The sequence below is a fragment of the Leptospira sp. GIMC2001 genome (genome assembly GCF_028462125.1).
GTDB lineage: Bacteria > Spirochaetota > Leptospiria > Leptospirales > Leptospiraceae.
This window is the reverse complement of the sequence record NZ_CP115468.1, coordinates 789,095-813,994: the sequence shown is the minus strand read 5'-3', so window position 1 is coordinate 813,994 and position 24,900 is coordinate 789,095. Positions and strand designations below refer to the sequence as shown.

22 protein-coding genes are annotated in these 24,900 nt (G+C 36.9%); 5 read left to right on the top strand and 17 right to left on the bottom strand.

Going from position 1 to position 24,900, the window contains the following annotated elements; translation table 11 throughout:
- Positions 1-110 precede the first annotated feature (110 nt).
- Positions 111-1,151: a hypothetical protein gene (locus tag O4O04_RS05125; RefSeq protein ID WP_272534631.1), complete on the top strand. Its 1,041-nt coding sequence runs from the start codon at positions 111-113 to the stop codon at positions 1,149-1,151.
- Here the strand turns inward: O4O04_RS05125 and O4O04_RS05120 are convergent.
- On the bottom strand, positions 1,137-2,087 hold the full coding sequence (locus O4O04_RS05120) for an MBL fold metallo-hydrolase (RefSeq protein ID WP_272534630.1): 951 nt from the start codon (positions 2,085-2,087) through the stop codon (positions 1,137-1,139). The genes O4O04_RS05125 and O4O04_RS05120 overlap by 15 nt on opposite strands.
- A 53-nt stretch (positions 2,088-2,140) precedes the next feature.
- Between O4O04_RS05120 and trmB the strand changes: the two genes are divergently transcribed.
- On the top strand, positions 2,141-2,794 hold the full coding sequence (gene trmB / locus O4O04_RS05115; protein ID WP_272534628.1) for a tRNA (guanine(46)-N(7))-methyltransferase TrmB: 654 nt from the start codon (positions 2,141-2,143) through the stop codon (positions 2,792-2,794).
- Here the strand turns inward: trmB and O4O04_RS05110 are convergent.
- The 8 genes from O4O04_RS05110 to O4O04_RS05075 form a co-directional block, all read right to left on the bottom strand.
- On the bottom strand, positions 2,770-6,384 hold the full coding sequence (locus O4O04_RS05110) for a tetratricopeptide repeat protein (RefSeq protein ID WP_272534627.1): 3,615 nt from the start codon (positions 6,382-6,384) through the stop codon (positions 2,770-2,772). The genes trmB and O4O04_RS05110 overlap by 25 nt on opposite strands.
- The gene (locus O4O04_RS05105; protein WP_272534626.1) at positions 6,384-8,024 is read right to left on the bottom strand and encodes a peptidase associated/transthyretin-like domain-containing protein; all 1,641 of its coding nucleotides are present in this window, start codon (positions 8,022-8,024) and stop codon (positions 6,384-6,386) included. Before O4O04_RS05105 ends, O4O04_RS05110 begins: the two co-directional genes overlap by 1 nt.
- Before the next feature lie 122 nt (positions 8,025-8,146).
- A complete protein-coding gene (locus tag O4O04_RS05100; RefSeq protein ID WP_272534624.1) occupies positions 8,147-9,139 on the bottom strand; it encodes a FecR domain-containing protein in 993 nt (330 codons plus the stop codon).
- Positions 9,140-9,203: 64 nt separating this feature from the next.
- Entirely contained in the window at positions 9,204-9,632 is a 429-nt protein-coding gene (locus tag O4O04_RS05095; protein WP_272534623.1) for a response regulator, read from the bottom strand.
- 4 nt (positions 9,633-9,636) lie between these two features.
- Entirely contained in the window at positions 9,637-11,550 is a 1,914-nt protein-coding gene (locus O4O04_RS05090; RefSeq protein ID WP_272534622.1) for a PAS domain S-box protein, read from the bottom strand.
- Positions 11,547-11,990, bottom strand: coding sequence for a response regulator (locus O4O04_RS05085; RefSeq protein ID WP_272534620.1), 444 nt, complete (start codon positions 11,988-11,990; stop codon positions 11,547-11,549). Before O4O04_RS05085 ends, O4O04_RS05090 begins: the two co-directional genes overlap by 4 nt.
- A 25-nt stretch (positions 11,991-12,015) precedes the next feature.
- On the bottom strand, positions 12,016-14,367 hold the full coding sequence (locus tag O4O04_RS05080; protein WP_272534619.1) for a PAS domain S-box protein: 2,352 nt from the start codon (positions 14,365-14,367) through the stop codon (positions 12,016-12,018).
- 38 nt (positions 14,368-14,405) lie between these two features.
- Positions 14,406-15,257: an NmrA family NAD(P)-binding protein gene (locus O4O04_RS05075; protein ID WP_272534618.1), complete on the bottom strand. Its 852-nt coding sequence runs from the start codon at positions 15,255-15,257 to the stop codon at positions 14,406-14,408.
- A gap of 127 nt (positions 15,258-15,384) precedes the next feature.
- Between O4O04_RS05075 and O4O04_RS05070 the strand changes: the two genes are divergently transcribed.
- Positions 15,385-16,335 (top strand): AraC family transcriptional regulator, encoded by a 951-nt coding sequence (locus O4O04_RS05070; RefSeq protein ID WP_272534617.1) that lies wholly within the window; start codon positions 15,385-15,387, stop codon positions 16,333-16,335.
- On the opposite strand, the gene O4O04_RS05065 is transcribed toward O4O04_RS05070, so the two are convergent.
- The 5 genes from O4O04_RS05065 to O4O04_RS05045 all read right to left on the bottom strand — a co-directional run bounded on the left by O4O04_RS05065 (position 16,312) and on the right by O4O04_RS05045 (position 21,185).
- Positions 16,312-17,940: an ankyrin repeat domain-containing protein gene (locus O4O04_RS05065; RefSeq protein WP_272534615.1), complete on the bottom strand. Its 1,629-nt coding sequence runs from the start codon at positions 17,938-17,940 to the stop codon at positions 16,312-16,314. The two genes, O4O04_RS05070 and O4O04_RS05065, sit on opposite strands and share 24 nt — an antisense overlap.
- Positions 17,941-17,986: 46 nt before the next feature.
- A complete protein-coding gene (locus O4O04_RS05060; RefSeq protein WP_272534613.1) occupies positions 17,987-18,850 on the bottom strand; it encodes an ABC-2 transporter permease in 864 nt (287 codons plus the stop codon).
- Positions 18,850-19,755, bottom strand: coding sequence for an ABC transporter ATP-binding protein (locus tag O4O04_RS05055; RefSeq protein WP_272534611.1), 906 nt, complete (start codon positions 19,753-19,755; stop codon positions 18,850-18,852). Before O4O04_RS05055 ends, O4O04_RS05060 begins: the two co-directional genes overlap by 1 nt.
- A 113-nt stretch (positions 19,756-19,868) precedes the next feature.
- Positions 19,869-20,693 (bottom strand): 4,5-DOPA-extradiol-dioxygenase, encoded by an 825-nt coding sequence (ygiD, locus tag O4O04_RS05050; protein WP_272534609.1) that lies wholly within the window; start codon positions 20,691-20,693, stop codon positions 19,869-19,871.
- 66 nt (positions 20,694-20,759) lie between these two features.
- Positions 20,760-21,185, bottom strand: coding sequence for a hypothetical protein (locus O4O04_RS05045; RefSeq protein ID WP_272534607.1), 426 nt, complete (start codon positions 21,183-21,185; stop codon positions 20,760-20,762).
- 106 nt (positions 21,186-21,291) lie between these two features.
- Here O4O04_RS05045 and bcp point away from each other — a divergent pair, with 106 nt between their 5' ends.
- On the top strand, positions 21,292-21,768 hold the full coding sequence (bcp, locus tag O4O04_RS05040; RefSeq protein WP_272534606.1) for a thioredoxin-dependent thiol peroxidase: 477 nt from the start codon (positions 21,292-21,294) through the stop codon (positions 21,766-21,768).
- Positions 21,768-23,249, top strand: coding sequence for a leucyl aminopeptidase family protein (locus tag O4O04_RS05035; protein ID WP_272534604.1), 1,482 nt, complete (start codon positions 21,768-21,770; stop codon positions 23,247-23,249). The genes bcp and O4O04_RS05035 overlap by 1 nt, the downstream gene beginning before the upstream one ends.
- Here the strand turns inward: O4O04_RS05035 and O4O04_RS05030 are convergent.
- The 3 genes from O4O04_RS05030 to O4O04_RS05020 are packed head-to-tail and all read right to left on the bottom strand — an operon-like array spanning position 23,230 to position 24,885.
- Positions 23,230-23,874 (bottom strand): 4'-phosphopantetheinyl transferase family protein, encoded by a 645-nt coding sequence (locus O4O04_RS05030; protein ID WP_272534602.1) that lies wholly within the window; start codon positions 23,872-23,874, stop codon positions 23,230-23,232. The genes O4O04_RS05035 and O4O04_RS05030 overlap by 20 nt on opposite strands.
- Positions 23,861-24,637, bottom strand: coding sequence for a lysophospholipid acyltransferase family protein (locus tag O4O04_RS05025; protein WP_272534600.1), 777 nt, complete (start codon positions 24,635-24,637; stop codon positions 23,861-23,863). Before O4O04_RS05025 ends, O4O04_RS05030 begins: the two co-directional genes overlap by 14 nt.
- A gap of 2 nt (positions 24,638-24,639) precedes the next feature.
- The gene (locus tag O4O04_RS05020) at positions 24,640-24,885 is read right to left on the bottom strand and encodes an acyl carrier protein (RefSeq protein ID WP_272534598.1); all 246 of its coding nucleotides are present in this window, start codon (positions 24,883-24,885) and stop codon (positions 24,640-24,642) included.
- Positions 24,886-24,900 lie beyond the last annotated feature (15 nt).

The window sequence follows — 24,900 nt, the reverse complement described above, 5'->3', positions numbered from 1 at the left end:
TGTAATTGCCGAAAGTGAACTCTAAATTTTCTGAAAACCTATCATTTCGAGAAAAATATAAAACCTTTTTTTTGCAATTTCAGAAATCCTTTTGCTTCCAAGTATTCATAATGATTTTGGTTTCCGTTTGGCTTGCACCTGAATCTGTCTATCCGGAATCCAAATCATTAGGTAAGATATCTTTTGATCCAAAACCGCAAGAAGGATATTTCCAAGGTTGGAACTACTATTATCGAGACAAAGATACAATTCTCTTTGCTACATTCCTTGTGAGCAACTTAGGTCCAGGAACTCACAATAATGGCGTGAGTTTGTATATAAAACATCCAAAACTAGGTACCTATTTTACAACGCAAGAATATGCTGATTATGATTTAATTGCTAAGACTGGAGAATTTGGACAAAAGTCTGGTGATAACAAAATGGAGAAAAAAGGACATAGTTTTTTTGTTACAATGCGTACTGGTGATTTGGAATTGGATTTAGAATTCAATGCATCCACACAAAAGTTCCCAATAGCATTATCTGGAGGAGATATTGACCTAACACCATTTAATGGATTCTTGAGAGCCGATGTGGGTTTCTCAAGGGTCCCAGCTAAAGGCCAGATACGTAAATCTGAAACTACAATTGATCTAAATGGGCTCGGTGGCATGGAGCATTTGAATACCAATCTCGAAGTTTATAAATACAGTAAAAGCTGGGAGATTCTAAGGTCCTTTTCCGAGCAAGGAGATCGACTCAATTTTGGCGGGTTTACAGGAACCGATAATTATCCAAATGGCTTTTTCAAAAGAATATCCATAGTATCGAATAAAGGTGAAGAAATTTTTTCAGGCAAAGTTACAAAAATTGAAATTCTAAAAAAAACTCATAATAAATTTTCTGGATACGACTTGCCGACTCAACAAAAACTCACGATCGATGGAGAAGATTCCTGTACCGCAACAATCACTGATACGAAAGTAATTGGCGAGATCAATGTGTTAGAAAATATTAGTGCTGTTTTGCGTTTTTTTGTTAGATTATTCTTTGCAAAACCCTATCAGATTCATTTGAATACATCTGTCGTATGGGATTGTGTCAACTCACCAATTCCCACACAGACCTTCAAATCTGGAATCCATTCTTACTATTTAGTTAACAGATAGAGTCATACCTTCATAAGCTACAATAACTTCGATATCATGATCGTAGTCATGTATCTCATTATGAATGATCTCCATAACAGAAGCATCAGTATGGTCGGGTTCAAAATGCGTGAGCACAACTTTTTTGGCACCCAATTTTACACCTGCTTTAACAGCCATTTTGACAGATGTATGACCCCAACCAATCTTCTTATCGGCTTCGTCTGTACTATACTGCGCATCTATGATCAATACATCTGCCGAGCCAACCGTCTCTTTCCATCGACTCAACGATTCCAATTCATCTTCTCGTAGCTCAACGTCCGTGCAGAAAAAGACTGCCTTATCGCCATCTGCAATTCGATATCCAGTACAACTTCCTGGATGCTTCAATGCGAAAGGAGTTAATTGAAAATCACCAATCTGAATCTGTTGCTTTTCTGTAAGTAAGGTAAAAGTTTTCTTGGAAGCCATCGCCTGAAAAGGTAATGGAAAATTATCTTCCCACTGCTGTCTTTCTAATCGTTCTTGCAAATCATCAATACAAGAATAAAAGTTTACAGATACATTGGGAGAATACGCAGGTTTGAAGAATGGCCAACCTTGAATATGATCCCAATGAGTATGAGTCATGAATATATTTAGGTCGAGGGGAACCGAACCAAATGCACGGGGAATTAGATCGTTACCTAGGTTACGAATTCCTGTTCCCATATCAAAAATAAATTTATTATCGTTCTTCGAAGTAAAACAAAGACAGGTTGTATTGCCACCGATATTTCGTTTCAATAAATCGGGAAGAGCTTCGTATAAATCGGCAGTACTAATATTCGAATCTCCGATTTCTTTTATCTTTTGCTTAGTGGCATCCAAAATTCCCATAACTTTATCCTTATACTCCTCTTTGCTAATTGGAGTTGGACAAGAGCCTCGGACACCGTAAAAATTCATTTCCATTTATAAAATGACTGCCTATTTATTATGATTAAAATCTATGGTACACTATCGGAATGTTAACAGAAGAACTTCGTCACAAACTTTGGAAAATCTGCAGACGGACTCCCTTTGAATCATCTATAGTTATTAGACCAGAATTAAATCCTGCTCCAATTAACCTTGTAGAATATTTTCCTTCATCCGTAAAGAGCTTATTTTTGGAATTAGGTTCTGGATGGGGAGAAGTCGTTATTGAACTTGCAAAAAGGAATCCAAGTACTGGTTATATAGCATTTGAAAAGAAATGGAATCGATTAAAACAAACAGAAGTCGAAGCAAGCAAGCTTGGTTTAGAAAATATTGCCTTATCTGGAATAAATTTCCAATGGTTTCTGGAAGATCTGTTTCTATACGAAACATTTGATACAATTTTGCTCAACTTTCCAGATCCTTGGCCCAAAAAGAAACATTTCAAAAATCGTTCCATCCAGATTCCATTTTTGGAATTGATCTACAACTTGTTAAAACCAGGTGGGAAATTTCTTTTTGCAACGGATCACGGAGGTTATGCTAGATGGTCGATTCGCAAATTAAGAGAATTCGAAAAATTAAAATGGAAAGATCAGGAATATAGTTTCGAGCGAAAAGATTTCCCCATCTCAGAATTCGAAAAAGAAAAAAGAGATGAGGGTAAACGGATCTACTATTTGGATCGATTCAAAGCTTGAATATAGAGTGAACTGACTTCAGCACGTCTGTCCTTCCAATCCTGAGGAACTTTGGTGTCTGCGATTGCCTTGCCAAGTTTATCATAATAGAAGGCAGAATCATTGCTCTTCCAGACAATAAAACCATCATCTACAGGCAATACGTCTTTTGCTCCTTTGGCAAACGATAGTTCCGTTGGCTCACCATTTCCATTCCAACTATAGAATGAATTGCCATTGGACAAAATTGCCGAATCACCAAATACTTTCGCTCGATCAAAAGATGTCTTCCAAGATTTAAAATCTCCGCTCGAAGATGAATTCATATATCCATTGTTGAATATTAGAAAGGCATTGTCGCCAATCCAAGAACCAAGTAAAGGTTTTTTAGTATTGGGGTTCGACTTTGAATTCTTAGAACTATTAGTCGCTTTTGCAACCAAATCATCAGTATCTTTTGCATCGAATAGAATTGTCGCATTTGTTTTGTTCCATGCCAAAATTTTCTGACTGACCGAATTATAAACAAAGTTCCACGAACCAGGAACAATCACTTCCTTCTTCTTGTCCAATTCATAGCTCCAAGTCTGGAATACAGTCGTAGTTGAAGATTGATAGGCTAAGATAATCTCGTCTCCAGTATTCGTACTAAAAACAAACTTCGCATCTTTCGGAAATCCATGTTCTTTGCGTCCAGCTATTTCACCGTCTTCAAGATTCCAACTTGTTATTGATTTAGAAGAAACTCCATACAATCGCATATCGGTTGCTAAATGCTGATAATTCTCATTTACTTGACTACGCCAGATTCTGGTTTTTGAAGCTGAGTTCGTTGCAACAATTGAGGAGCCATAATTGGCGATCATCATATCACCTACGAATATTGGATCCGATGCTAAAGTTCCTTGTATTCCATGATTTTGAAAATAGATTGGTTCATCTTTAAAAGCGGCTGCTTTTAATTTTGCTGCATACTGTGATGAAGGATAATTCTCTGTTAGCTCGCGAGCAACTGACTTCCATCGATTCGAATCTTTCTTCGCTTCCAGAATACGAGCATAAGCAAACAGATGTGCGGGAGTTCTTTCAATGTCAAGTGCCTTCAGTATGTTTTTCTCTGCCGAAGCAATTTTGCCTTCTTTAAAATCCAAGTAGGATAGCTGATGATAGCTCTCAGCGAAATCAGGATTTTTCTTAGCCAATTCTTGGAAAACCTTTCTTGCTTCTTTATCCATACTTTGATTGAAGAAAAGAATTCCAATATTATAAGATGCGATATCTAAACCGTCATCCTTTTCCATTGCTCGATCGAATTCTTCTTTTGCAACCTTTGGATCACCTTTTCTATAATAAACGACACCTTTTGCGACGTTTCCTGCGGGAAAATTATAATTCAAAATAAGAGATTTATCTAATAAAGAAATTGACTTATCGTAATTCTTTCGTCCCATCTCGATGAGTCCCAATTTATAGTAGCTATAGAATGATCCTTCGTTCTCAGAAAGTATCTTGTAGAATCCCTTTTCTGCTTTTTCCACTTCTCCTTTCTGCAATAGAAAAGAATACATAGCTTCTTGGAAATCGCTGCTTGATCCTTTATTATTTTTTGCAGCATTTTCTAAAAGGCTCATAGCCTTTTCTTCTTCACCCATACCGACCATACATTCTGCAACTTTTACTAGTAGATTCGGCTTTCCAGATTTAACAAAAGCTTCGTTATACAAAGCAGATGCTTCTTTGAATTTTTTTCGATCATAAAGAGTATTCGCTTTTCTTATCGTGGGAAGAACTTCATCAAATTTACGATTTTCTTTTATAACTCTCTCTGTTTCTGCGATATCAGGAAGATTTGGATTCTCTTTCTCTGCCTTTTTCAAGTAGCTTAGAGCTTCATCGTATTTCTCTTCGGTATTCTTCTCCACCGCCATTTTGTAATATAACACACCCAAACGAAATGGAACCGCATCGTCATCTGGAAATTTCTTTCTTAGATCTAGATATGTTTTCTCTGCACCAGCCAAATCCCCAGAGTCTTCTTTCAATCTTCCAATCAGAATTCCTGTAGTCGCATCGCCTTCGGTTAATTTTTCCAATCTTGCGAGATAGAATTTCTCTTTTGCTTTATCTTTACTTTTTGAATAATGGCGAATCATTCCTTGTAAAGCAGGAATATTATCGTTATCAATTGTTAATGAACGATTGTAGCTAGACACAGTCTTCGCAGAATTGCCTTCTATAAAATGCATCCGACCAAACGCATTCCAAACAGCTGGTTCTTCTTGATTCAGGGTTAGAGCCTTGTCATACTCTCTTTTAGCATCTCGAATCTTGCCTTGAGGAAGAAATCTATCTCCTTTCTCTATAAGTTCTAACTGATCACAAAACAATGCAGTTTTCTTATGCTGTTCGGCGTTAGACGGATCCCGAGTAATTAAATTATTGAACGTAAGTTTCGCATTTCGAAACCTCTTTTCTTCGATCAAAAGAAATCCAAGATTGCGTTCCGCTTCCATGAATTTCGGATTAATCTCGGTCGCTTTGCGAAAACTTAAAGCAGCTGACTTATTATCCCCCATTTTCCATTGAGCCAGACCTTGACGATTCCAGAGAGCTTCTGATTTAGGAGCTACCTTCAATCCTTTTACTGCCCAAGTCAATGATTGCGGATATTTCTTTTCTCGATAAAAAAGTGCCGAATAAGCCTCGTAAGCTGGAACAAACTCATCATTCAATTGCAAAGCTTTATTGAGGTTTGCTTCGCCTCCTCGATAATCTGACTGAAGTATCTGAGCATTTGCAAGAAAAACCAATGGACTTGCATTCTTTGGCTCATTCTTTACTGCTTTGCTATACTCAGCGACGGCAATATCATAATTTTTGGATGCCATTGCATTATTGCCTTTTTCGAGATAGGATGCAGTCTTAACGGAAGATGTGTTGGCCTTGAGTGATTTGGAATCAGGAGAATTCTTCTCAGCAAGAGCAAAATAATTTTCTGCTTCCTTGTAATTTTTTAGTTTCATCGAAACGTCGCCTAATTGCGAATACAGCTCTGTTTTCTGTGGAAATTTTTCTGGGTTTATAGATTTAAAAGTAGTTAAACTTTCTGTATATTTTCCCAGACCTTTTTCTTGGATACCTTTACGAAAAGAATAGATTGGCTCTTCAGGATAGAATTGAATCAACTCATTGTATATTTCAAGCGAACTTTCTTCGTCACCTAAAGTAGACTTAACGAGCGCTAAAGTAATTAGAATCTGTTCATTCTTAGGATCAATCTTTCTTCCGACCTCCAAATCACTGGCTGCTTCTTCATTTTTTCCCATTTTGTAATTGCTAACGCCAGCCAAGTAATAACCTTCGGATACTGGGAAATTTTCCAAAGCAGTTGTTGCTAGTTTTAAAGATTCTTTAAAATTGGATTTTTGAAATTCTCGGTTGCCTTGATTTACAATCTGCAATGCCCTATCATATTTTACTTTTTCTTCTGGACTTAATGTTGCCTTTACAGACTGTCCAGAATCTTTTGTAGTTCGAAATTCTCGGCTACTGCAATTTACAATCAGCCCTAATATACTAACAATTATTAAATGTTGAATTGATAATTTCATTATTTATCCCACTTCTTCTGTAATTTTATAAGATCTGGATATTTGATTTTTAGATCACGGAGAGGATTACCTTCGTAGAATTTCTCTCCGCGAGTTATAACACCAATCCGCCAGAGTGAATTCATATCGATGGGTGTTTCGAAAATTTTCTTATTGCCAAGAGTGATATAAGCGATTCCCTTTTCACGATTGGTTTCGATTTCGAAAGGTCTTTCTTTTTCTGGATCTTCTTTCTTGAATTCCCAAACATGCAAAGATTGTGATTTCTTGACTCCATTTTGAAAATGATAGAAGGCGATCTCTGAACCTAAGGTATCAATCATAAAAAGATCTTTTCCAACTTCCCAGAACAAACCATACTGATTTGTAACTCCCGCTTGAGGATTGGGGAAGGTTCCATTTATTTCAATGTTATCAGGAAATATATAAGATGAATAGAATCCATAATCACCAGGTGCAAGCCTTGTGCTCAGACGTTTGAACCCAAGCTTTGGTTTATAATCAGGACTAAATCCAATCTGTCCCATAGGAGTCCAGAATTCTGATGAGGACTGACCTACTCCATCTTCTAGTTGAAAAGGGAGTGCTAAGGATTTCGAATTTTTAGGTTCCAGACCAATGTCTGTCTCACTAAAAATGATCTCACCACCTTCCCACTCTCTTGTTAATTGTATATTAAACTCACCAGGTGCAATCTCACTGAAATACTGATTCGTCTGACCTTTAATGCTTCCGTCGAATATAACATTGAGACCTTGAGGAAAGCTAAATACACGAAGAGATGCGGTTGAGATATCGTCATCCCATTCTTGGTAGAAATTTTTTATTTCGCCGGCCCTCAGATGGAAATATTTTGTAATTGGATCTTTGCCTGGTTTAGAGATTTGCAGTCTATGCGGTCCATTGATAAATTTAAAATTCCTAATCGGAACATCTCCCATTGGTTTGCCATCTAACAAAACTTTAGTGTCAGAAGACGAAGCAAAAATCTGCAATGTTCCTTCATTTGCGGATTTCACCAAAGCTTGCCAATCACTCGATGATGGAAAGCTCAGGATTTTCGGGGAAATGTCTGGAATACGATTCAATATCTTCAATTCTGAATCCTTCTGAAGGATCTCGATTCCATTGCTCGAAGAAGATTCCAATTTATCGGGCTTCTTCCATTCAAAACTTGCAGATCCGTATTCTTTTGCATTGATAGAATCAATCAGCGTAGCATTGAATTTATATACTTCTTCTGTTGATTCGTCCATTAGGTTGAGAATTGCATCTATATCGTTTTTTTGGATAAAGGATAGTCTTTGATCAATGGCGGAATTAGCTGGAAGAATGATAAATTTGGTTTTTTCTTTCTTCAGAAAACTACGAATTTCATTCTGAAAATAAGTTTTTTCTTTTTCTGAGAGGGATGAATTCGGCAAACTAAAATCCAGCAAGATAGTAGGTTCAAGTTTATTTTTGCTTCTTACTCGATGATCTTCTTTATCCTGGAAATTATCTTTTTCTACAGTCGGTGTATAACGAGTTGGAGTCGGTCGTTCACGAGTGTGCGAAACATTTTCGAGTTGTTGAATTGAACTACAGTGCGTGAGGAGGAATGATAATAAAATCAACGAGGGAATGGAAATGGTCTGCATATTTAACATCCTAAAGTAACCGCGAATAGTACAATAGCGCGGTCGCATCAGAGTAGTAAATATGTTTTTTTACCTGAGTAATCCTTCCCACGCTATTTCGGAACTGAAAATCATAAACTAAATTAGAATGTTTCTTTTGGATCTAGTTTAATTTTTTCTTTGGCGATATCTTTCTTGAGATATCGAGATTCATCTGTCTCAGTTGCTAGCTTCTTAATCTCATCAGACTGCGTTTTGGAAGAAGACTTTTGCAATCTATCTTGCATTTCATCAAGGCTTCCGCTCGAGTCTAGAGCAGAAAGTTCTGAGCTTGTATTCTTAAGCTCATTTACTAGATTCTCGTATCCACCAATATTACTTTTGTGAAATACGATTATATCCTTTAGATCACCCAAAGAATTTTTGCCCAATGGTTTAACCAAATCTTGACTTAGCTTTTTATTGCCTGGTACATTCAGTTCGGAATTTTTACTTAAGAAAACTTCCTCAGGACTGTCATTTCTATGCACAGCAACGCTTCCGTCCAAAACAGAAACCTTCACTAGGCAATCTTCCTTGCCACATGCAATTCCTTTTTTGTTATCATTAACATTCTCTACTGAAGTTAGGAAAGTAGTGCCGCGAACTCCCGCAACCAAGGTTGGTGTGACAACATTGAAATTCTCATTTTTCTTTTCTTTCTTAACAATGGTAACTACTTTACCATAATCAATATGGATATTTGTGTCAGATACATCTGAATCGCGCATGAAAGCAGAAACCATCACCGAAGATTTGGAAGAGACTTTTACAAGACCCGATTGTCTTACCAAAATTTCTAACTTACCGTTCTCTCCAGTTAAAACCTTGTCATCACTCGCAAGTGCCATTCCAAGCTCAGGCTTACGTTCAACTGTATCTCTCATGATCTTGACATCACCTGAGAAAAAAGTAATCTGAACCGATTCTTGACTGGATTCAGTACGAACCGTATCTTCGCTCTTTTTGCCGCCACAGGAAACCATCACCAAAAGAACTAATAAAATGAACAATTTATTTCGAATCATCACAACACCTCGTCTATTGCGTAAGTATACAATAAATGAGACAATTAGCCAAGCCGGTTTTTTCTTCAAATAGGGTTTTTTGTCCAAAATGTTAGGTATTTTGCAAAAATAGAATTAACAAAACTCATTTGAATCAAGCATTTTGAATTCTTTGCTTGATATCATTCAGAATGGATACAGATATGGGTTTCGAGAAAAAGTCGTACACAACAGAATAATCCTTAGCTTTCTTGTAATCATCTGGATCTACTGTCGATGATAGAATAACAACTTTTGTATCAGGGAATGATGGACGAAACTTATTCATATATTCATCAAGAAAATCCCATCCTCCCATCACTGGCATATTCAAGTCCAAGAACACAATGTCCGGAATGAATCTATCTTGGTTACCATTTTCGCTATTTACGGTATTTTGACTTGAGATTTCCTGAAAAAACTCTAGAGCTTGTTTGCCATTGAGGACTGAGGCAACATCGCTTGAAAATGAAGCCTTTTGTAAAACCATTTTACACATCATTAAAGTTATAGCATCATCATCTACAAGTAGAACTTTGAACAATTGATTATTCTCCTTTAAACAAAATTTTGAAGGTTGTCCCGACGTCCACTTCGCTCGTAACTGTGATAGAGGCACCCATAGCCTCAAGCTGAGATTTGACTAGATAGAGTCCAAGTCCTTTACTATCTCCATGATTATGAAATCTCTGATACAATCCAAAGATTCTTTTCTTATTGTATTTCAGATCTATTCCTAATCCATTGTCTTGGATTGTAAGACCAATTTTCTCACCTTCCTGAAAACTTGTTATCTGAATGATTAATTTACGTTTTGGAGAATGGTATTTCACTGCATTTCCAATCAGGTTCAAAAAAATACTTTCTAAATAAGATTTCTGAAATTGAATAGAACTTGCTTTACTAAAATCACAAGCAATTTCTGCGTCTAAATTTTTTATTGAATTCGATAGCTGCCTGACGGCTATATTAACCATATTCTGAAATACTAATGTTTCTTTTTCTAAAGACGGATTGTCTTTTATAATTAGAATTCGAATCAAATCTTCTATGGTTAGATTCAAGAGATCCGTTGAAGATTGTATTCCTTGAATGATGTTTTGAAGCTCCGGATCATTTATTGCCTCAAGATCTATAAGACTCAAGAAACCAATCAAATTGGATAAGGGTGCACGCAGATTGTGGGAGGTTATATACGCAAATTGTTGTAAGTCCTTGATCTTGAGAGCCAATTCTTGGATCAGTGCTTCGCGCTCAGCTTCTTGTTTTTTTCTTTCGGTAACGTCGCGCTCAATCGCAATCCAGTGAGTATAGATTCCTTCTGCGTTTGCAACTGGAACGACGGAAAATTGAACCCAATACTCTTCACCATTTTTGCGATAGTTCAAAATCTCCGTTGTATGTGGCTGCCAGTTCTTAAGAGCATCCTTTAAATTACTTAATTCTTCTTTACTTGTTTTCTCACCCTGGAACATTCTTGGTGACTTCCCAATCACTTCCTCTTGTGTATAACCTGTCATATCACAAAAAGCTTGATTCATATAAAGAATTCTTGGTCCAGGATCGCTGATCGGTTCTGCCTCTGTAATCAAAACAGCATCCGATGTATTCTTAATCACTGATTCAAATAACTTGAGTCTATGTTCTTCTTCTATTAATTTTCTTTCGTTCTCAGACCTTTCTCGTTCGATCGCTAATTGCTCTGTGATATCTTCAGCAACGACCAAATACGCATTCTTCTCACCATATTCGATTCGATTGCACTGAATCTGGACATCAATCAATTCACCATTCTTAATTCTATGTTTGAAAATACCTTTGTAGATAAGTTCAGGATCGTATCGAAATGATTCTAGAATCTGCAGCAAGTTAGGAACATCTTCCTCAGGACGTATGGCAGTGATCGTCATCTCCAGAAACTCTTCATGTGAATAGCCATATCGATTGATTGCGGCTTTATTCACATCCAAGAACCGGAGAGTTTCATACTCAAATACGTATTTAGCGATTGGACTTAATTGAAAAAGATTTCGATAATTTTGTTCGGATACTTCAATTCTACGATTGATAATTTTTCTTTCTATGCTGTAGAATATGCTCTTGCTCAAAGAAGCAGAAGTCAGTCCGTCTTTAAGTAAATAATCAGAAACTCCAAGGGATAATGATTTGATTCCGAACAATCTGTCCGTATATCCAGTTAGAACAACGACTGGAATGTCTTTCGCTAGACTGATTGTTTTTTCTACTAAGCTTTCACCGCTTGCGTCAGGGAGAGATAAATCCAACAAGATAATGTCAAAATTTTGATTTCTCTGAATTGTATTTAGAAATTCACGAAAAGATCGAACATGATTGCGAACAGATAGAACCAATTCATCCTTTAAAAAATCCTCAATGAGAAGAAAATCTCCTTCATTATCTTCTACGATTAAGATTCTTATTTCTTTTTCGGGATACATCATTCCATTTTCAATCTAGGCAATTGAACTGCCGATATCCAGAAGTTTTGGATTTTATGAACGATACTTACATAGTCGTTTACATCAATCGGTTTCGTTATGTAACAATTTACATAACTTCGATACGAAAGATTGATATCAGCATCCAAGGAAGATGTTGTAAGCATAATTACAGGAATATGCTTGATTTTATGATTCGCCTTAATTCGATTCAGTACTTCATGACCATTCATTTTTGGAAGATTCACATCCAATAGAATCAAATCTGGGATTTGATTTTTCAAATTCCCGTCTAAATCTACTTCTTCTAAATATTGGATTGCCTTCCAACCATCTTTTATGACAGTTACCTCATTCGAGAACTTACCTTCCAGCAAGGCTTCTTTCGTGAGCAGGATATCTCCGTCATTATCTTCCACAAGCAAAACATGTATTGAGTTCATTTTTTACGCCTAGAATTATTACAATTCATTGATTCTTTCCAATTGAGAAATGAAAGACACTTCCCTTACCTAATTCAGATTCAACCCAGACAGTTCCATTGTGGTTTTCGACAATTTTCTTGGTGATAGCAAGACCGATTCCCGTACCAGAATATTCTTCTCTACTGTGTAGTCGTTGGAATATGACGAAAATTTTGTCAAAAAAAAGTTTATCAATTCCAATTCCATTGTCTTTGATCGAAAAAATCCAATGAGTCGGGTTTTCAGAATGAGAAATCTCGATTTCCGGTCTGCAATCCGGATTTCGATATTTTATGGCATTAACTATGATATTATGAAAAACCTGTTGAATTAACGTCTTAGCTCCCTGGATCGTCGGCATGGGCATCTTAATCTCAATAATCGCATTGGTTTCGTCAATCATAGTTTTATTAAAATTCAGAACGACCTTTAATAAATTTCCTAATTCAATGGTTTCAATAGGTAAATCTTTTTTACCCAATCTTGAATACTCAAGCAGATCCAGAATGATTCGGCGCATTCGAGTCGCGCCATCCACTGCGAAATCTATATATTGCTTAGCTACATCATCCAAAACATCTTTGTATCGAGTCTCTAGTCTTGATAGGAAACTTGTTACCATCCTAAGTGGTTCTTGGAGGTCATGCGAAGCTATAAATGCAAATTGTTCCAACTCTCGATTGGTCGAAATCAATTCAATCGCTCTTTTCCCAAGAATTGTATTGAGCTCAAGTAATTTGATCTCATTTTGTTTTCTTTCTGTAATATCTTTGCCATATATAAAAAAAACATCACTGTCTTGCGTTACCCTGGAGAAAGACCAAGAAATCCACTTAATCTGATTCAATTTTGTCTGGCACCGAATGATGACAGGATCTGGATTTCTATCATTTGAGATCGAATCAATCCATTTCTCCATCAACTCTTTATCTTCTGAATGTATATAGTAGGTAAAAATTCTCGATAATAATTCAGATTCAGAATATTCTAAACTATTTAAGAAGGCTGGATTTGTCTCAAGCAATTGACCCTGAAAATTCATAATGCCTAATAAATCCGGAGAATTCCGCAGAATATTCTTTAGCCCATCCTCGCTGATTTTTCTTGCAATATCGATTCCGATATGCAGTGAGATCTTTTCCAAGAGTTCATGTTGGTTGAAGGCAATATGGTTGTTCTTATTGCTAAAGAAAACAAAGACTGCAATTACCTGATTGTCGATTGATATAGGTAAGCCTAAACCTGCAGTAAGATTTAGTTTGGATAAATAATCACGTTGAACAAATTTCGGATTCTCGGATAAATTTTCCCAGAAAATAATTTCTTTCTCTTCCCATGTGCTTCCGGGTAAACCTTCTCCTCTTTTGAACTTGCTAAAAGAATTTATAGATTCGATTTCAAGTTCATGGCTCCGACACCACTTCCCTCGCAAATGGATCTGATTGCCAGTTCGACTGACAAGCCAAGCCTCACCAAGATCAAAACCAAAATACAGACCGATCAATTTGAGAACATCAACTATGGATTCTTCCAAATCTTCTTTTGTATGAAATGTTCGTAGGATTTGCGAGATTAAATTTTGTTCTAGGCGATAATTATGACTATCCGTTACATCACGAAAATTATCAACTATACCTTGAATATTTGGATCGTCGAGGAGATTCTTAATTGTGGATTCTATCCATCTCCAGCTTCCATTTTTGTGAAGCATTCGAGAAGTATGCCCTGGAATAGAAATTCCTGGATTTTGGATAGCTTGACTGAGTGCATTCTGCACGCCTTCTTTGTCATCATCATGTATAAGAGAAAACAAATCTAATTTACTGCTTTCTTCTTCTGTATATCCTAAGACTTTTTCTATGGATGGAGTTACATAAGTTGGCTGACCATCTGCCGATATAATTGCAACGGAATCGCGACTATTCTCAACCAAAGATCTAAATCGATTCTCACGACCTATAATGGTTGCTTCGTAATTTTTCCGGTCAGTAATATCTATACATGAAATAAACGCTCCAACTGTATTGCGATCTGTATCAAATGCCGGTTTATATTTTAACTCAAAGTAGCGAGTATTTCCCTCTTTTGTTGGGACTACAATTTCAGAAATTATTTCTTCACCAGCAAAGACTTTCCTATAAATTTCTGCTACAATCTCTCTTCTTTCTGGTTGAGCATATTCTAAAATACTTACACCTTTTCGAACCTGGATACCAAAATACTTGGAATAGAGAAACTCGAATTGACGATTGAAGGAAATAACTGCAAGATTGCGGTCTATAATCAGAAAACTCTCCTGCGTATTCTCAAGTAAGAGCTGAAGCTCCCAATCCGCAGAAAAGTTTTCCGAAATCATTTGATGAATATATTAAATATTCAATAATTAGTAAACAACTATTTAATCCAACTTTCCTTATAAGTTCTTGCATACTTTTCAAAAGTAATTGGATCTTTACCAGTTAACTCTTTTACAGAATTCGAAATTGGTGCGGCATACCCATCTCTAAGTGCACTAGCAATATAGAGTAAGAATTTAGAATAATCCTCAGATAATCCTGCAGAAACCAAACTTTTGTAAAAATCATCTGGATTCACATCAACATATTGAATGTCCAATCCTGTAACTTGTGACATGATTGATGCCGCTTTGTCATGATCAATTGATTCACTACCGGTCAAATTGTACGAAAGATTCTTCTTGGAATCGTCAGTGATCAGAGAAGCCGCAACACTCGCAATGTCATGAGCATCTATAAAACTAACGTTCGCTTTACCGCCAGGGAAATAGACCTTTCTATCAGCCAGTATACCATGTATCCAAAATGAATTAAAATTCTGCATAAACCAATTGGGTCTTATTATATTGTAATTGAGTCCTGAGTTTTCTAGTGCTATCTCAAGTTTTCGAAATGGTGCTTCTGGCGGTGCGGAGTCTACGCCCATAGCCGTCATCAAAACTACTTTAGATATACCAACCGATTTTGCTTTTTCAACCCAGGGATTCAGAATTGCGAATTGTTCTGTCTCTCCTGGAGGAGACAAAAGGAACATACGTTCAACCTTTTCCAAAACTTCTAAACCTAAAGTCTTTTGATTCGAATCTACATGAACCCAGTTAAGATTCTTTTCTGCTTTCTGATTAGAGACATTTCTAGTTCCAGCATAGACTTCATGGCCTTTAGCCAATAGTTCATCAATCAAAAAACCTCCCACTGTTCCTGTTCCGCCATATACAAATATTTTCATTGTAAACTCCTTTAATTGAATCTAATTCTATCAGGTTTAAAGTATCTGTCCATATCCATGGATCAAAAAAACATATCCAATCGTCTATTTTGATAGACTTTTGTAGGATTCCATCTATAATTGTCCTATGGATCTACTATCAGAAATTCTCGACACAGCAAATTGGAAGAATGATTTACTCTCAAGAAAGACTCTTCATGGCAATTGGGGTTTAAAATTCCCATGCGAAAGAAGTGGCGGATTTCATATTATTACACAAGGCTTTTGTTATGTGAGATTCAATAAACAAATTATAAAACTAGAAAAGGGAGATCTATTCTTTATCACGCAAGGACTTCATCATGATCTCGTATCAACGCCAAAAGAGAAAGCACTCGACATCAATCAATTCCATTCCCTTAGAGAAGCGACTAAGTTAGATCCAAACGAATCAAAAATGGCTTTCATTTCTGTTCGCTATGAAGTTCCAGACGGGCCGCGTCATCCTTTTTTTAACGCTCTGCCAGAATATATCCATGTAAAAGGTCATGAAGTACCCAATCACGACCCAATTCACTCCACCACACAATTGATCTCTCAAGAAATTGAATCTGGCATCGGCTCATCGCTCATTATTCAAAGGTTAACTGATATTTTATTATATTATGCTATTCGAAGATGGATTGAAACTAATTCTTCTAATAATCCTGGATGGATTGCAGTTTTTCGAGATGAGAAAATTCTATCATGCCTCGAAACAATTCATAAGAATCCATTACACAATTGGACGATTGAATCACTAGCCAATACAGTAGGAATGTCCCGAGCATCACTTGCAGCCAGATTCAAACAAGCACTAGGTGAGACACCGATTGATTATCTAGCTAAATTGAGGCTCGATCGTGGTCGTTATCTTCTAGAGAACGCAGACGTCACTCTGGAAGATGTTTCTAGGCAAGTTGGATATTCGTCTGCTTTTGCATTTTCGAAAGCATATAAAAGAATCTACGGCCATTCTCCACGAAGTAAGAACAATTTCATTCGTGAAGAAATAGCAATACATTCCGATTCGGAATCATTTTCCAGGCAAGCTGGGTAGACTTCTATTGGTCTTTTGTTGATCGGGATGAAAACCCATAGCGGCATCTATCATCTCGACAATTTTCTTATGACCTTTCTCAACGGCAAACATACGTGCATTCCATCCTTGATAGGTCTCTGAGAAATCCGCATTCTTTCTCAATAATTCCAAAACCACTTGTTCATGCCCCATATAAGATGCATACAAAAGAGGAGTCCAACCTTCGTATTTAGCATTTGGATCGGCACCTCGATTCAGTAAACTCCTTACTTCATTCGTGTTGCCTTCGTAGCAATGATAGATTAAGTTGCTATTCAATTCTGGATTGAGAGGTTCCGTATTATTGGTAGTAGTCGTGGTTGTAGTAGTAGTAGTAGTTGAGGTCGTTGAAGTCGGATTCGTAGTTGTAGTCGAACTTGGATTCGTTGTAGTTGTAGTTGCAACATTTTGTTGTCCAAGATTGGAATGTTGACCACGATTTCCATTGGAGACATGAGTTAGATAGAAACCTTGCTTGAATCCATCACAATGTGTATTGGGATCGCAGTGAAGACCAAATAAGGATTCACTTCCTTCTTCTATATTCAACCAATATGCAAAATCACGATTATTTGACTGAAAACTAAAAGAAATTACATCTAATCTTGATTTGCTGATCTTATCATCTAGATTGATAACTTTTTGAGAATTGCGTCCTCCAGTTGAGTCAATTGTCTCAACTGCCTGCCCATTGACAAATATTGTCATCTTGCCATTCTTAGCTGTTGATCGAATAGCTATTCCACTATTTTTGAAATACAGATGGATTGGTTTAGTGTCACTCGGTCTTGGTTTTCCAGGAAACATTTTCATGATTCCTTCAATGTCACCTTGAGAAAGTCCGAATCTCCTTCCCATAGGTTTGCCGGATTTGAATAATTCTCCAGGAAAATAGTAAGCCATAACGGATACTGGATCTGCCTTTGTATAATTGGAATATTTATCGGCTCGTAATTGCAGAATATCTGTATCGATTGTATTTCGACTCCAGCCCATTTTATTTCCAAAATAATCATAGACTTTTTCTGGAATCCAGGTGGATTTATTCGATGGATTGTATTGCTCATGATGGAGGCCGAGAGCGTGCCCAAATTCATGAACGATTGTACTGCAGGCATTGGCACCTTTGTAAGGAGTATCATATTCCATACTGGATCTATTTGGATCCGTCATACCTGTTCCTAGATAAGACCATCCCAACACACCTTGTTTCTGCGGACCAAATTTTATATTTATAGCAAGTTCATTGCTTCTCTTTACACCTTGCTTGAAGTCAAAACTGAAATTGCCATATCGTTCCCATTCACGTGCACAGTGTTCGGTTGAAGCTTTTTGTTCTGCAGTCCCGTTCATAAAATAAACGGGGATTTTTGATCCAGTTGCCCAGCGAACGTTTGAGATCCAGACTGCCCTTTGCTTGATAAGTTTGGTATCATTGAAGATCGGCAAGCCACATCCAGGATCCAGGACTTCGCCGACATCCGATGCCTCTTCTGCGGATAGGGTAAAACTCCCTATTCCGTAAAAAGCGACTGCTAAAATTATTGGGTACTTATAGAATCTTTTCCATTGGTCAAAAAACATTCCACAACCCTAAACTAAGATTGGAAAAGATCAAGAAATAAATTAACTAAGTATTAATAAGTGCAGGTTCTTTTCGGTTCATTCTTACCACAGCGATACCTAAAAGCACCAAAGTTGCAGCAATAACCGCAATCATAAATTTCCAATTATCTGGAGATTCGTTACTAATAGAAAGATATGATTTATAAGGGAAAAATTCCCTAAGCTGATCCAACCATTCGATTTTCTCAATCATTTGGATTCCACTCAGTATTCCGCGAAAAACACCTTCAAACAGAATAAAATATAGAACATTCTGAACTAAAGCAGAAGTTGCAGAAAACTTAGTAGTTACTGAAAAAATGGATATAGCAACCGTTAATGGAATTCCTACTAAAGGAGCCAACTGATCAATCCATGGAATGGATGAGAAGGTTTCTGTAAAACTAGCTGGAGAAAAAAGAAAAAATATTCCCAAGATTAGAAATGAATACAACAAATATTCTAATATAAAAATTATCGAGAATGCAATAAATTTAGAAAGAATTAGATTCGTTCGGCTGAGTCCTTTGATAAAAAACTGATGAACCGTTCGCCATTCAAACTCACGTCCGAATTGAGTACAAATTGTAACAGAAATAATCATTAGAAATATAAAATGGGTAAAAAACGAAAGTATTTCGATGATTGATTTATGCCTTTCTAAGCTATAGTCAACTTGAACATCCGACCTAGACGAAAATTGAAAATATATTCCCAAGATACAAAAGAGAACCACAATATTGATCACAGCTATTCTAAGAGGAACTTTGAGGAGATTCAATTTCAACAACTCAGATCTGGTTGCATGGAAAAATTCAATGAATTGACTGCTTGATTGTTGGGTCATTAGAATATTATTTTGTTTGTTTATTGTATTGTCAGAATTCATTATTTCACTGCCTCAAGAAATAGATCCTCTAAAGGAATCTGTTCTTTGTAAAATCCATTAACGGGAAGGTTTGCATCGACCATCTTCTTGAGTAAGACGGATGCATCAGATTCTTGGTTCCATTTTACCTTTATGGAAGAATTATTACGAGATGATTCAATGATTTCAATCGAGGGTTCGTTCTCACAATAATCCTCTAATCTCGTGAAATTCTCATCCGAAATAGATATATAAAATAAATTCTCTCGACCTTCCAATTCTTTGGAAGAAATCAATTTACGAAGATCTCCATTTCTTAAGATTACGATTTTTTTACAAACTAGCTCGACTTCGGAGATCAAATGGCTACACAAAATGACTGTCTTGCCAGTTGCTGATAATTTCTGTATAATCTCTCGAACTTTCATGATCCCTTCTGGATCAAGTCCATTCGTCGGCTCATCAAAAACTAAAATTTCTGGATCATTGAGTAAACTAAGAGCAATCCCCAATCTTTGTTTCATTCCCAATGAATAGTTTTTGAAAGGAACTGAACCTGCATCGGAAAGACCAACTAATGAAAGTAATTCGGTAATTTTTTCTTTTCGATTCGGTATATTTAGAAAATTTGCAAATACAAGTAAATTGTCTGTCCCTGATAGTTGAGGATAAAGTCTTGGAATCTCAACTACAGCCCCTACATTCGATAGAATTCTTGAGGTATCCGCAGTAAGATTGACAGAATCATAAAAGACACTTCCTTCATCAGGCTTCAGCATACCCAATATAATATTGATCAGAGTTGTCTTACCGGATCCATTCGGTCCCAAAATTCCGACCGTATCGCCTTTCTCAATTTCGAAACTGACATTATTTAATGCTTTTTTCGACCCATAGTATCTTGTTAAATTTTTTATTTCTATCATATTACAGTTTATTTATAAATATTCCGTTTAAAGTATCTAATTAGAATCATAATGCCATCATCTAAATTTTTGAATATAGACGCAAGCATGGAAATATGAAAACGATTGTAAAGTTAATAAATGATATCGCTTAACCCTTTAAACCCGTTCAATTCATAAGCAAATCCAGTCATCGAAATCGATGAATTCACATCATCATTGAACAATTGTATTTTAGATAAATCCACATCTTTTCCCATAAATCCCAAACAGTAAAGTGCGGGTACAAAATGTTCGGCTGAATTGATAGCTAGATTTGCTGCTTCTCCCAATTTATGTGCGAGGCTCAAATTTTTTCCGTCGGCTTGTAGGATCAATTTTTTGAATTGCTCACTCGCCTCTATTGCCCATTCCAATTTTTCATTTTGATTGCCCCAATTTAATAATCTCAAATTATGAACTAAATTTCCAGATCCCATTAATAGAATTCCTTCATTTCGTAAACTAGAAAGTTCTAATCCAAATTCGTAGTGTTCAAGAAAACTCATCTCAGCATTGATGCTAAGCTGTAATACAGGGATATTTGCTTCTGGGAATGCCCATTTTAATACAGACCATGTTCCATGATCTAATCCCCAATTGCTATCCAATTGAATATTATAATTTTTGAATTTATCGGCTATTGACTTCGCAATATCTGCATCTCCATGCGCCGGATACTGAACATCGAAAAGCTCCTGCGGAAAACCTTGGAAATCATGAATGGTTTTCGGATTTGCCATTGCCGTAATCGAAGTTCCCTTCGTAACCCAATGAGCCGATACCATAAGAATAGCTTTGGGTTGGGGATTTTTTGCGGACAGAATGTTCTCTCCGATTCGAACCCAAGTCTCTGAATATTGATTCTTATCGATTGCATACATGGGTGAGCCGTGGCCAAAGAAAATTGCAGGTAACATAAATGTTAGACTTGGTATAGCAATCCGGAAGCTTGCGGATTCAAAGATTTGAATTTTGATTATATATTAACGATTCTGCTGTGCGAGAATCTCAAGTGCTTTAGCGCGTAGAATTGGATGCACACGAAAATCATCAGGATTTAAAGTAGATTGTTTGGATTTCTCGTCGGAAAGAGGTTCAATATTATTTGCAGCTGGACGCGCATCATTGGACGCAGATGCAGGTTTGAATTTATCTCTACCAATCCAAGTAGATAGGGCAAAAATCATTCTTTGGAAAATCTCATCCACCTTCGATTGCATTCCAGCTTTTTTATAGTATCCGAATGCGAGCATGGGAAGTTTTCGATCATACATAAAATAATCACCCAATCTCACCAAGCCATCTTTGTAATCTGTCTTTAGATACAATTCACGAGCTTTGCGAATATCTTTATCGTTAAAAGCCGTATTAGCTTCTCGTATCAATTGTGCTCTGAGTTTCGAATCCATACCTATTATTAGACTCGGATGAAATTTCTAAATTGACAAGTGAATTTTTATGAGTTTATGTCTAATTATTATAATCAAATTTTGCAATAGAATATCGGAGAAATGAATGAGTTACCCAGAAATTGGAAAGAAAATTCCTAGTTTTACAGCCAAAGATACAACTGGCACCCCTAAAAAACTAAAAGATCTTGTAGGAAAAAAAGGCTTAGTATTGTATTTTTATCCACGTGATTCAACTCCTGGTTGTACAACAGAAGCCTGCGACTTTCGAGATAATCTAGCCCGCATAAAAAAACTCGGTTATGAAGTTGTGGGAATATCGAAAGATGATACAAAATCGCACCAGAAATTTACGGATAAACAGAATTTGAATTTTCCTTTGATCTCTGATGACACTGGAGAAATCTGCGAGAGCTATGGTGTATGGCAGATGAAGACATTCATGGGTCGTAAAGCGATGGGAATTGTTCGAACGACTTTTCTGGTTGACTCGTCTCTCAAACTCTTAAAGCTATACGAAAAAGTAAAAGTCAACGGACATGTTGATCAAATCATTGCAGACATAGAAAGTTTAGGAAAATAATGAAAATAGAATCTACTCCCATTCGCTACAGCTTTGGCGAAAATCAATCTGAATTTGTATACAAAACTCATTTCGTATTTGCAGAAGAAAATAAAAATACTCAAGCAAAAAAATTCGCCGAACAGTGGAAAGCTGGAATTTTCACTGGAGAAATGGGTCAGATCTTCACCGATGAAGCATCTAAGACTATTCTCATTGGACTCGGTGATCCCAAAAAGTTACTATTACGTAAAGTTGCTGCGATTTTCATCAAACTTGGAGCTCGACTGGCAAAGTATGATTCAGTTGGATACCAGATATATTTTCGCAGAGAATTGCTCGAAATTTTGCCCGTACAGAAGTTAACCTATCAAATTGCAAACTCCATTGATATTGGGTATTATAAACTCAATGTATTGGCTACAAAAAACAAAGCCAAAGAGAAGAAAAAACCAGGCGGTGTGAGTTTTCTTGCAGAAGATACCTCAGTAGAAAATGATATTATTGCTGGAATAAAAAAGAGTCAAGCTGTCGCAAAACATGTGAATGGTGCAAGATATATTGCGCATTTACCAGCCAATCATTTTACCCCAGAAGAATTTGTAAGTCGATCCAGGGAGATTGCAAAAGAACATAAACTCAAAGTCACAGTATTGGATGAACCACAGCTCAAAAAACTGGGGATGAATGGCATCCTTACAGTCGGCGAAGGCTCTGACAAAAAATCCAAAATGATCCTCATTGATTACAAACCAGTCGGTGCAAAGAAAACTTTTGCTATAATTGGTAAAGGGCTAACCTTTGATAGTGGTGGTATCTCAATTAAGCCATCAGCAGAAATGCATGAGATGAAATACGATATGTGCGGTGCCGCTGCCGCCATACATGCAATAGGTGCAATTGCTGCAACTCAACCCAAGATTCGAGTTGTAGCTGCAATTGGAGTTGCCGAGAACATGCCCGACGCAAAGGCTGTAAAACCTGGTGACGTTTATACAGCTTATAATGGACTTACCATTGAAGTTCAGAACACAGATGCAGAAGGTCGATTGGTTCTTGGAGATGTGCTATCTTATGTCTGCGACAAGATCAAGCCAGACTATATGGTTGACTTGGCTACACTCACTGGAGCGGCTATCATTGCTTTAGGACACGAGGCGGCGGCAGTTCTATCGAATAACGAAGATTTGACGTCGGCAATCAAGAAAGCGTCTTTAGAATCTGATGATAGAACATGGGAACTTCCATTATGGGATGAGTATGGTGAAGACCTAAAAAGTGATATTGCAGATCTCAAGAATATCACGGGTGGTCGTGGTGCAGGAACTATTTCAGGTGCGATGTATCTATCTAACTTCGTTGATTCCAGCATTCCTTGGGCGCATCTTGATATAGCAGGAGCTGCATGGAGAAAGAAAGCGTCTGGGACACAACCAAACGGTCCAACCGGATACGGAGTGCGACTGTTAGTTGAACTAGCTTCTATACTGAGTGAGAAGTAGATAGCTTCTCATAGAACAGACTTTTCATGGTTCTTGGTAGAACCATGAAAGCAGAAACATATCGCCCGTGGTGACTTAGGGACACAGGTTGAATAGATCCTGTTTTGGATTCTTTTACCATGGGAGGTAGTTCTTTTGTAACCTCAATACTTTCGGGTGGTAGATTCAAGAAAGCACCAAGGCGTTGCGACACAAGAGTGCGAACTGCAACGGATGAATTCAAATGGAATCCTTCTGATAATTTACTCACTTCACCAATCCAATGCAATAGGGTTGATCGTTTCTCAAGATTGGAATTGAAAACATAGACAGCGATCCAATCATCATCACCATCATCAATTTCGAATTTTAGTTTTCCATACTGATGGTGGCTTATTTTCTTTTTTTCAATGTCAACATGGATAGAAATTGGTGAAAATATCATTTTCGGATTTTGTCTCTTCCAAGCTTTGAATCCGGATTCTTTTAGGGTCCAAATCATCCAGAGAAGCTTACGAGGATTAGCAGAATTTTTTATTTGCAGCTGTTCAATCGGTCTAAAAACACGATTCAAATAGTTTGAACTTTCCATAGCAGGATAGGCATCAACATCCTTTAGATCCACAATGTCATTACCGATTAACATATTCACCTCTCGCTTGAAAGTATTCAGTCTCCAGTTTATGTATCTCTTGTCCAATCTGTAGAGTAATATCCTTTTGCGCGCGTAGTCCCTGAAGATCACTTGTTGGTTTGATCATTTTCATTTCTATAAACATTGTTTCATTTTTGATTGGATATCTTGAAAAGCTAGATTGACTATCTCCACGGATATATACACATAACACATAACATTTTTTTAAATCTTGGACAATCTGTCCGACTCCGTATGCGAGTTGATCCAATTCGAATCGAGCCGAGCGACTTCTTGTTCCTTCTGGAAAAATCAAAAATGCATCGCCTTGTTTTAAAAGAAATTTGACCTTTTGAAGAACAGCATCCGTATGTTGCTTTCCTCCTTTTCTATCAATCGGTATGCATTTACCTAAATAAGTTAGTATCTTCAATACAGTATTTGTTTTGAAATTCTCGATTGCTGGGATATTCCAAGGAAAATCACGGAAATTAAACCACAACCAAATCGGTGAAGCCAATGCCCACTCAAGTATGATGGAATCAATCATAGTTAAATGATTCGGACAGATTAGAAGCGGACTGTTCCCTCTCTGTTTACAAATTGTTCGGTATTTGGTTCGAACTTCCTTCAGGTTATGAATTTTATAACCCATAAAATATTTGAGAATCATCGATAGAATAATTGCAAGGAATGGGAAAAAAATCCAATCCATAGTTCTCTGCCACATGACAGAGAAGTGGTATTTTTCTATTTTGGAAGTTGAGTCAGTCATGATCAAATTTTGGATTTGATTAAACCTACAGCAGCACCTATGGTTGTAACTTTGTCAGCATCGCCATCTCCCACTTCGATATCAAATTCATCTTCAAATGCAATGATGATGTCAACCAAGCGACTAGAATTGACTTCAAGTTCTTTAAGAATACTTGTATCTGTTGTCGCATTTTTTAATGCTTCTTTGTTTTTTGCGTAAGGAGAAAGAATATTGATTACTTTTTCCATGATTTCTGATTCACTCATTTTGTACCTCTTTTG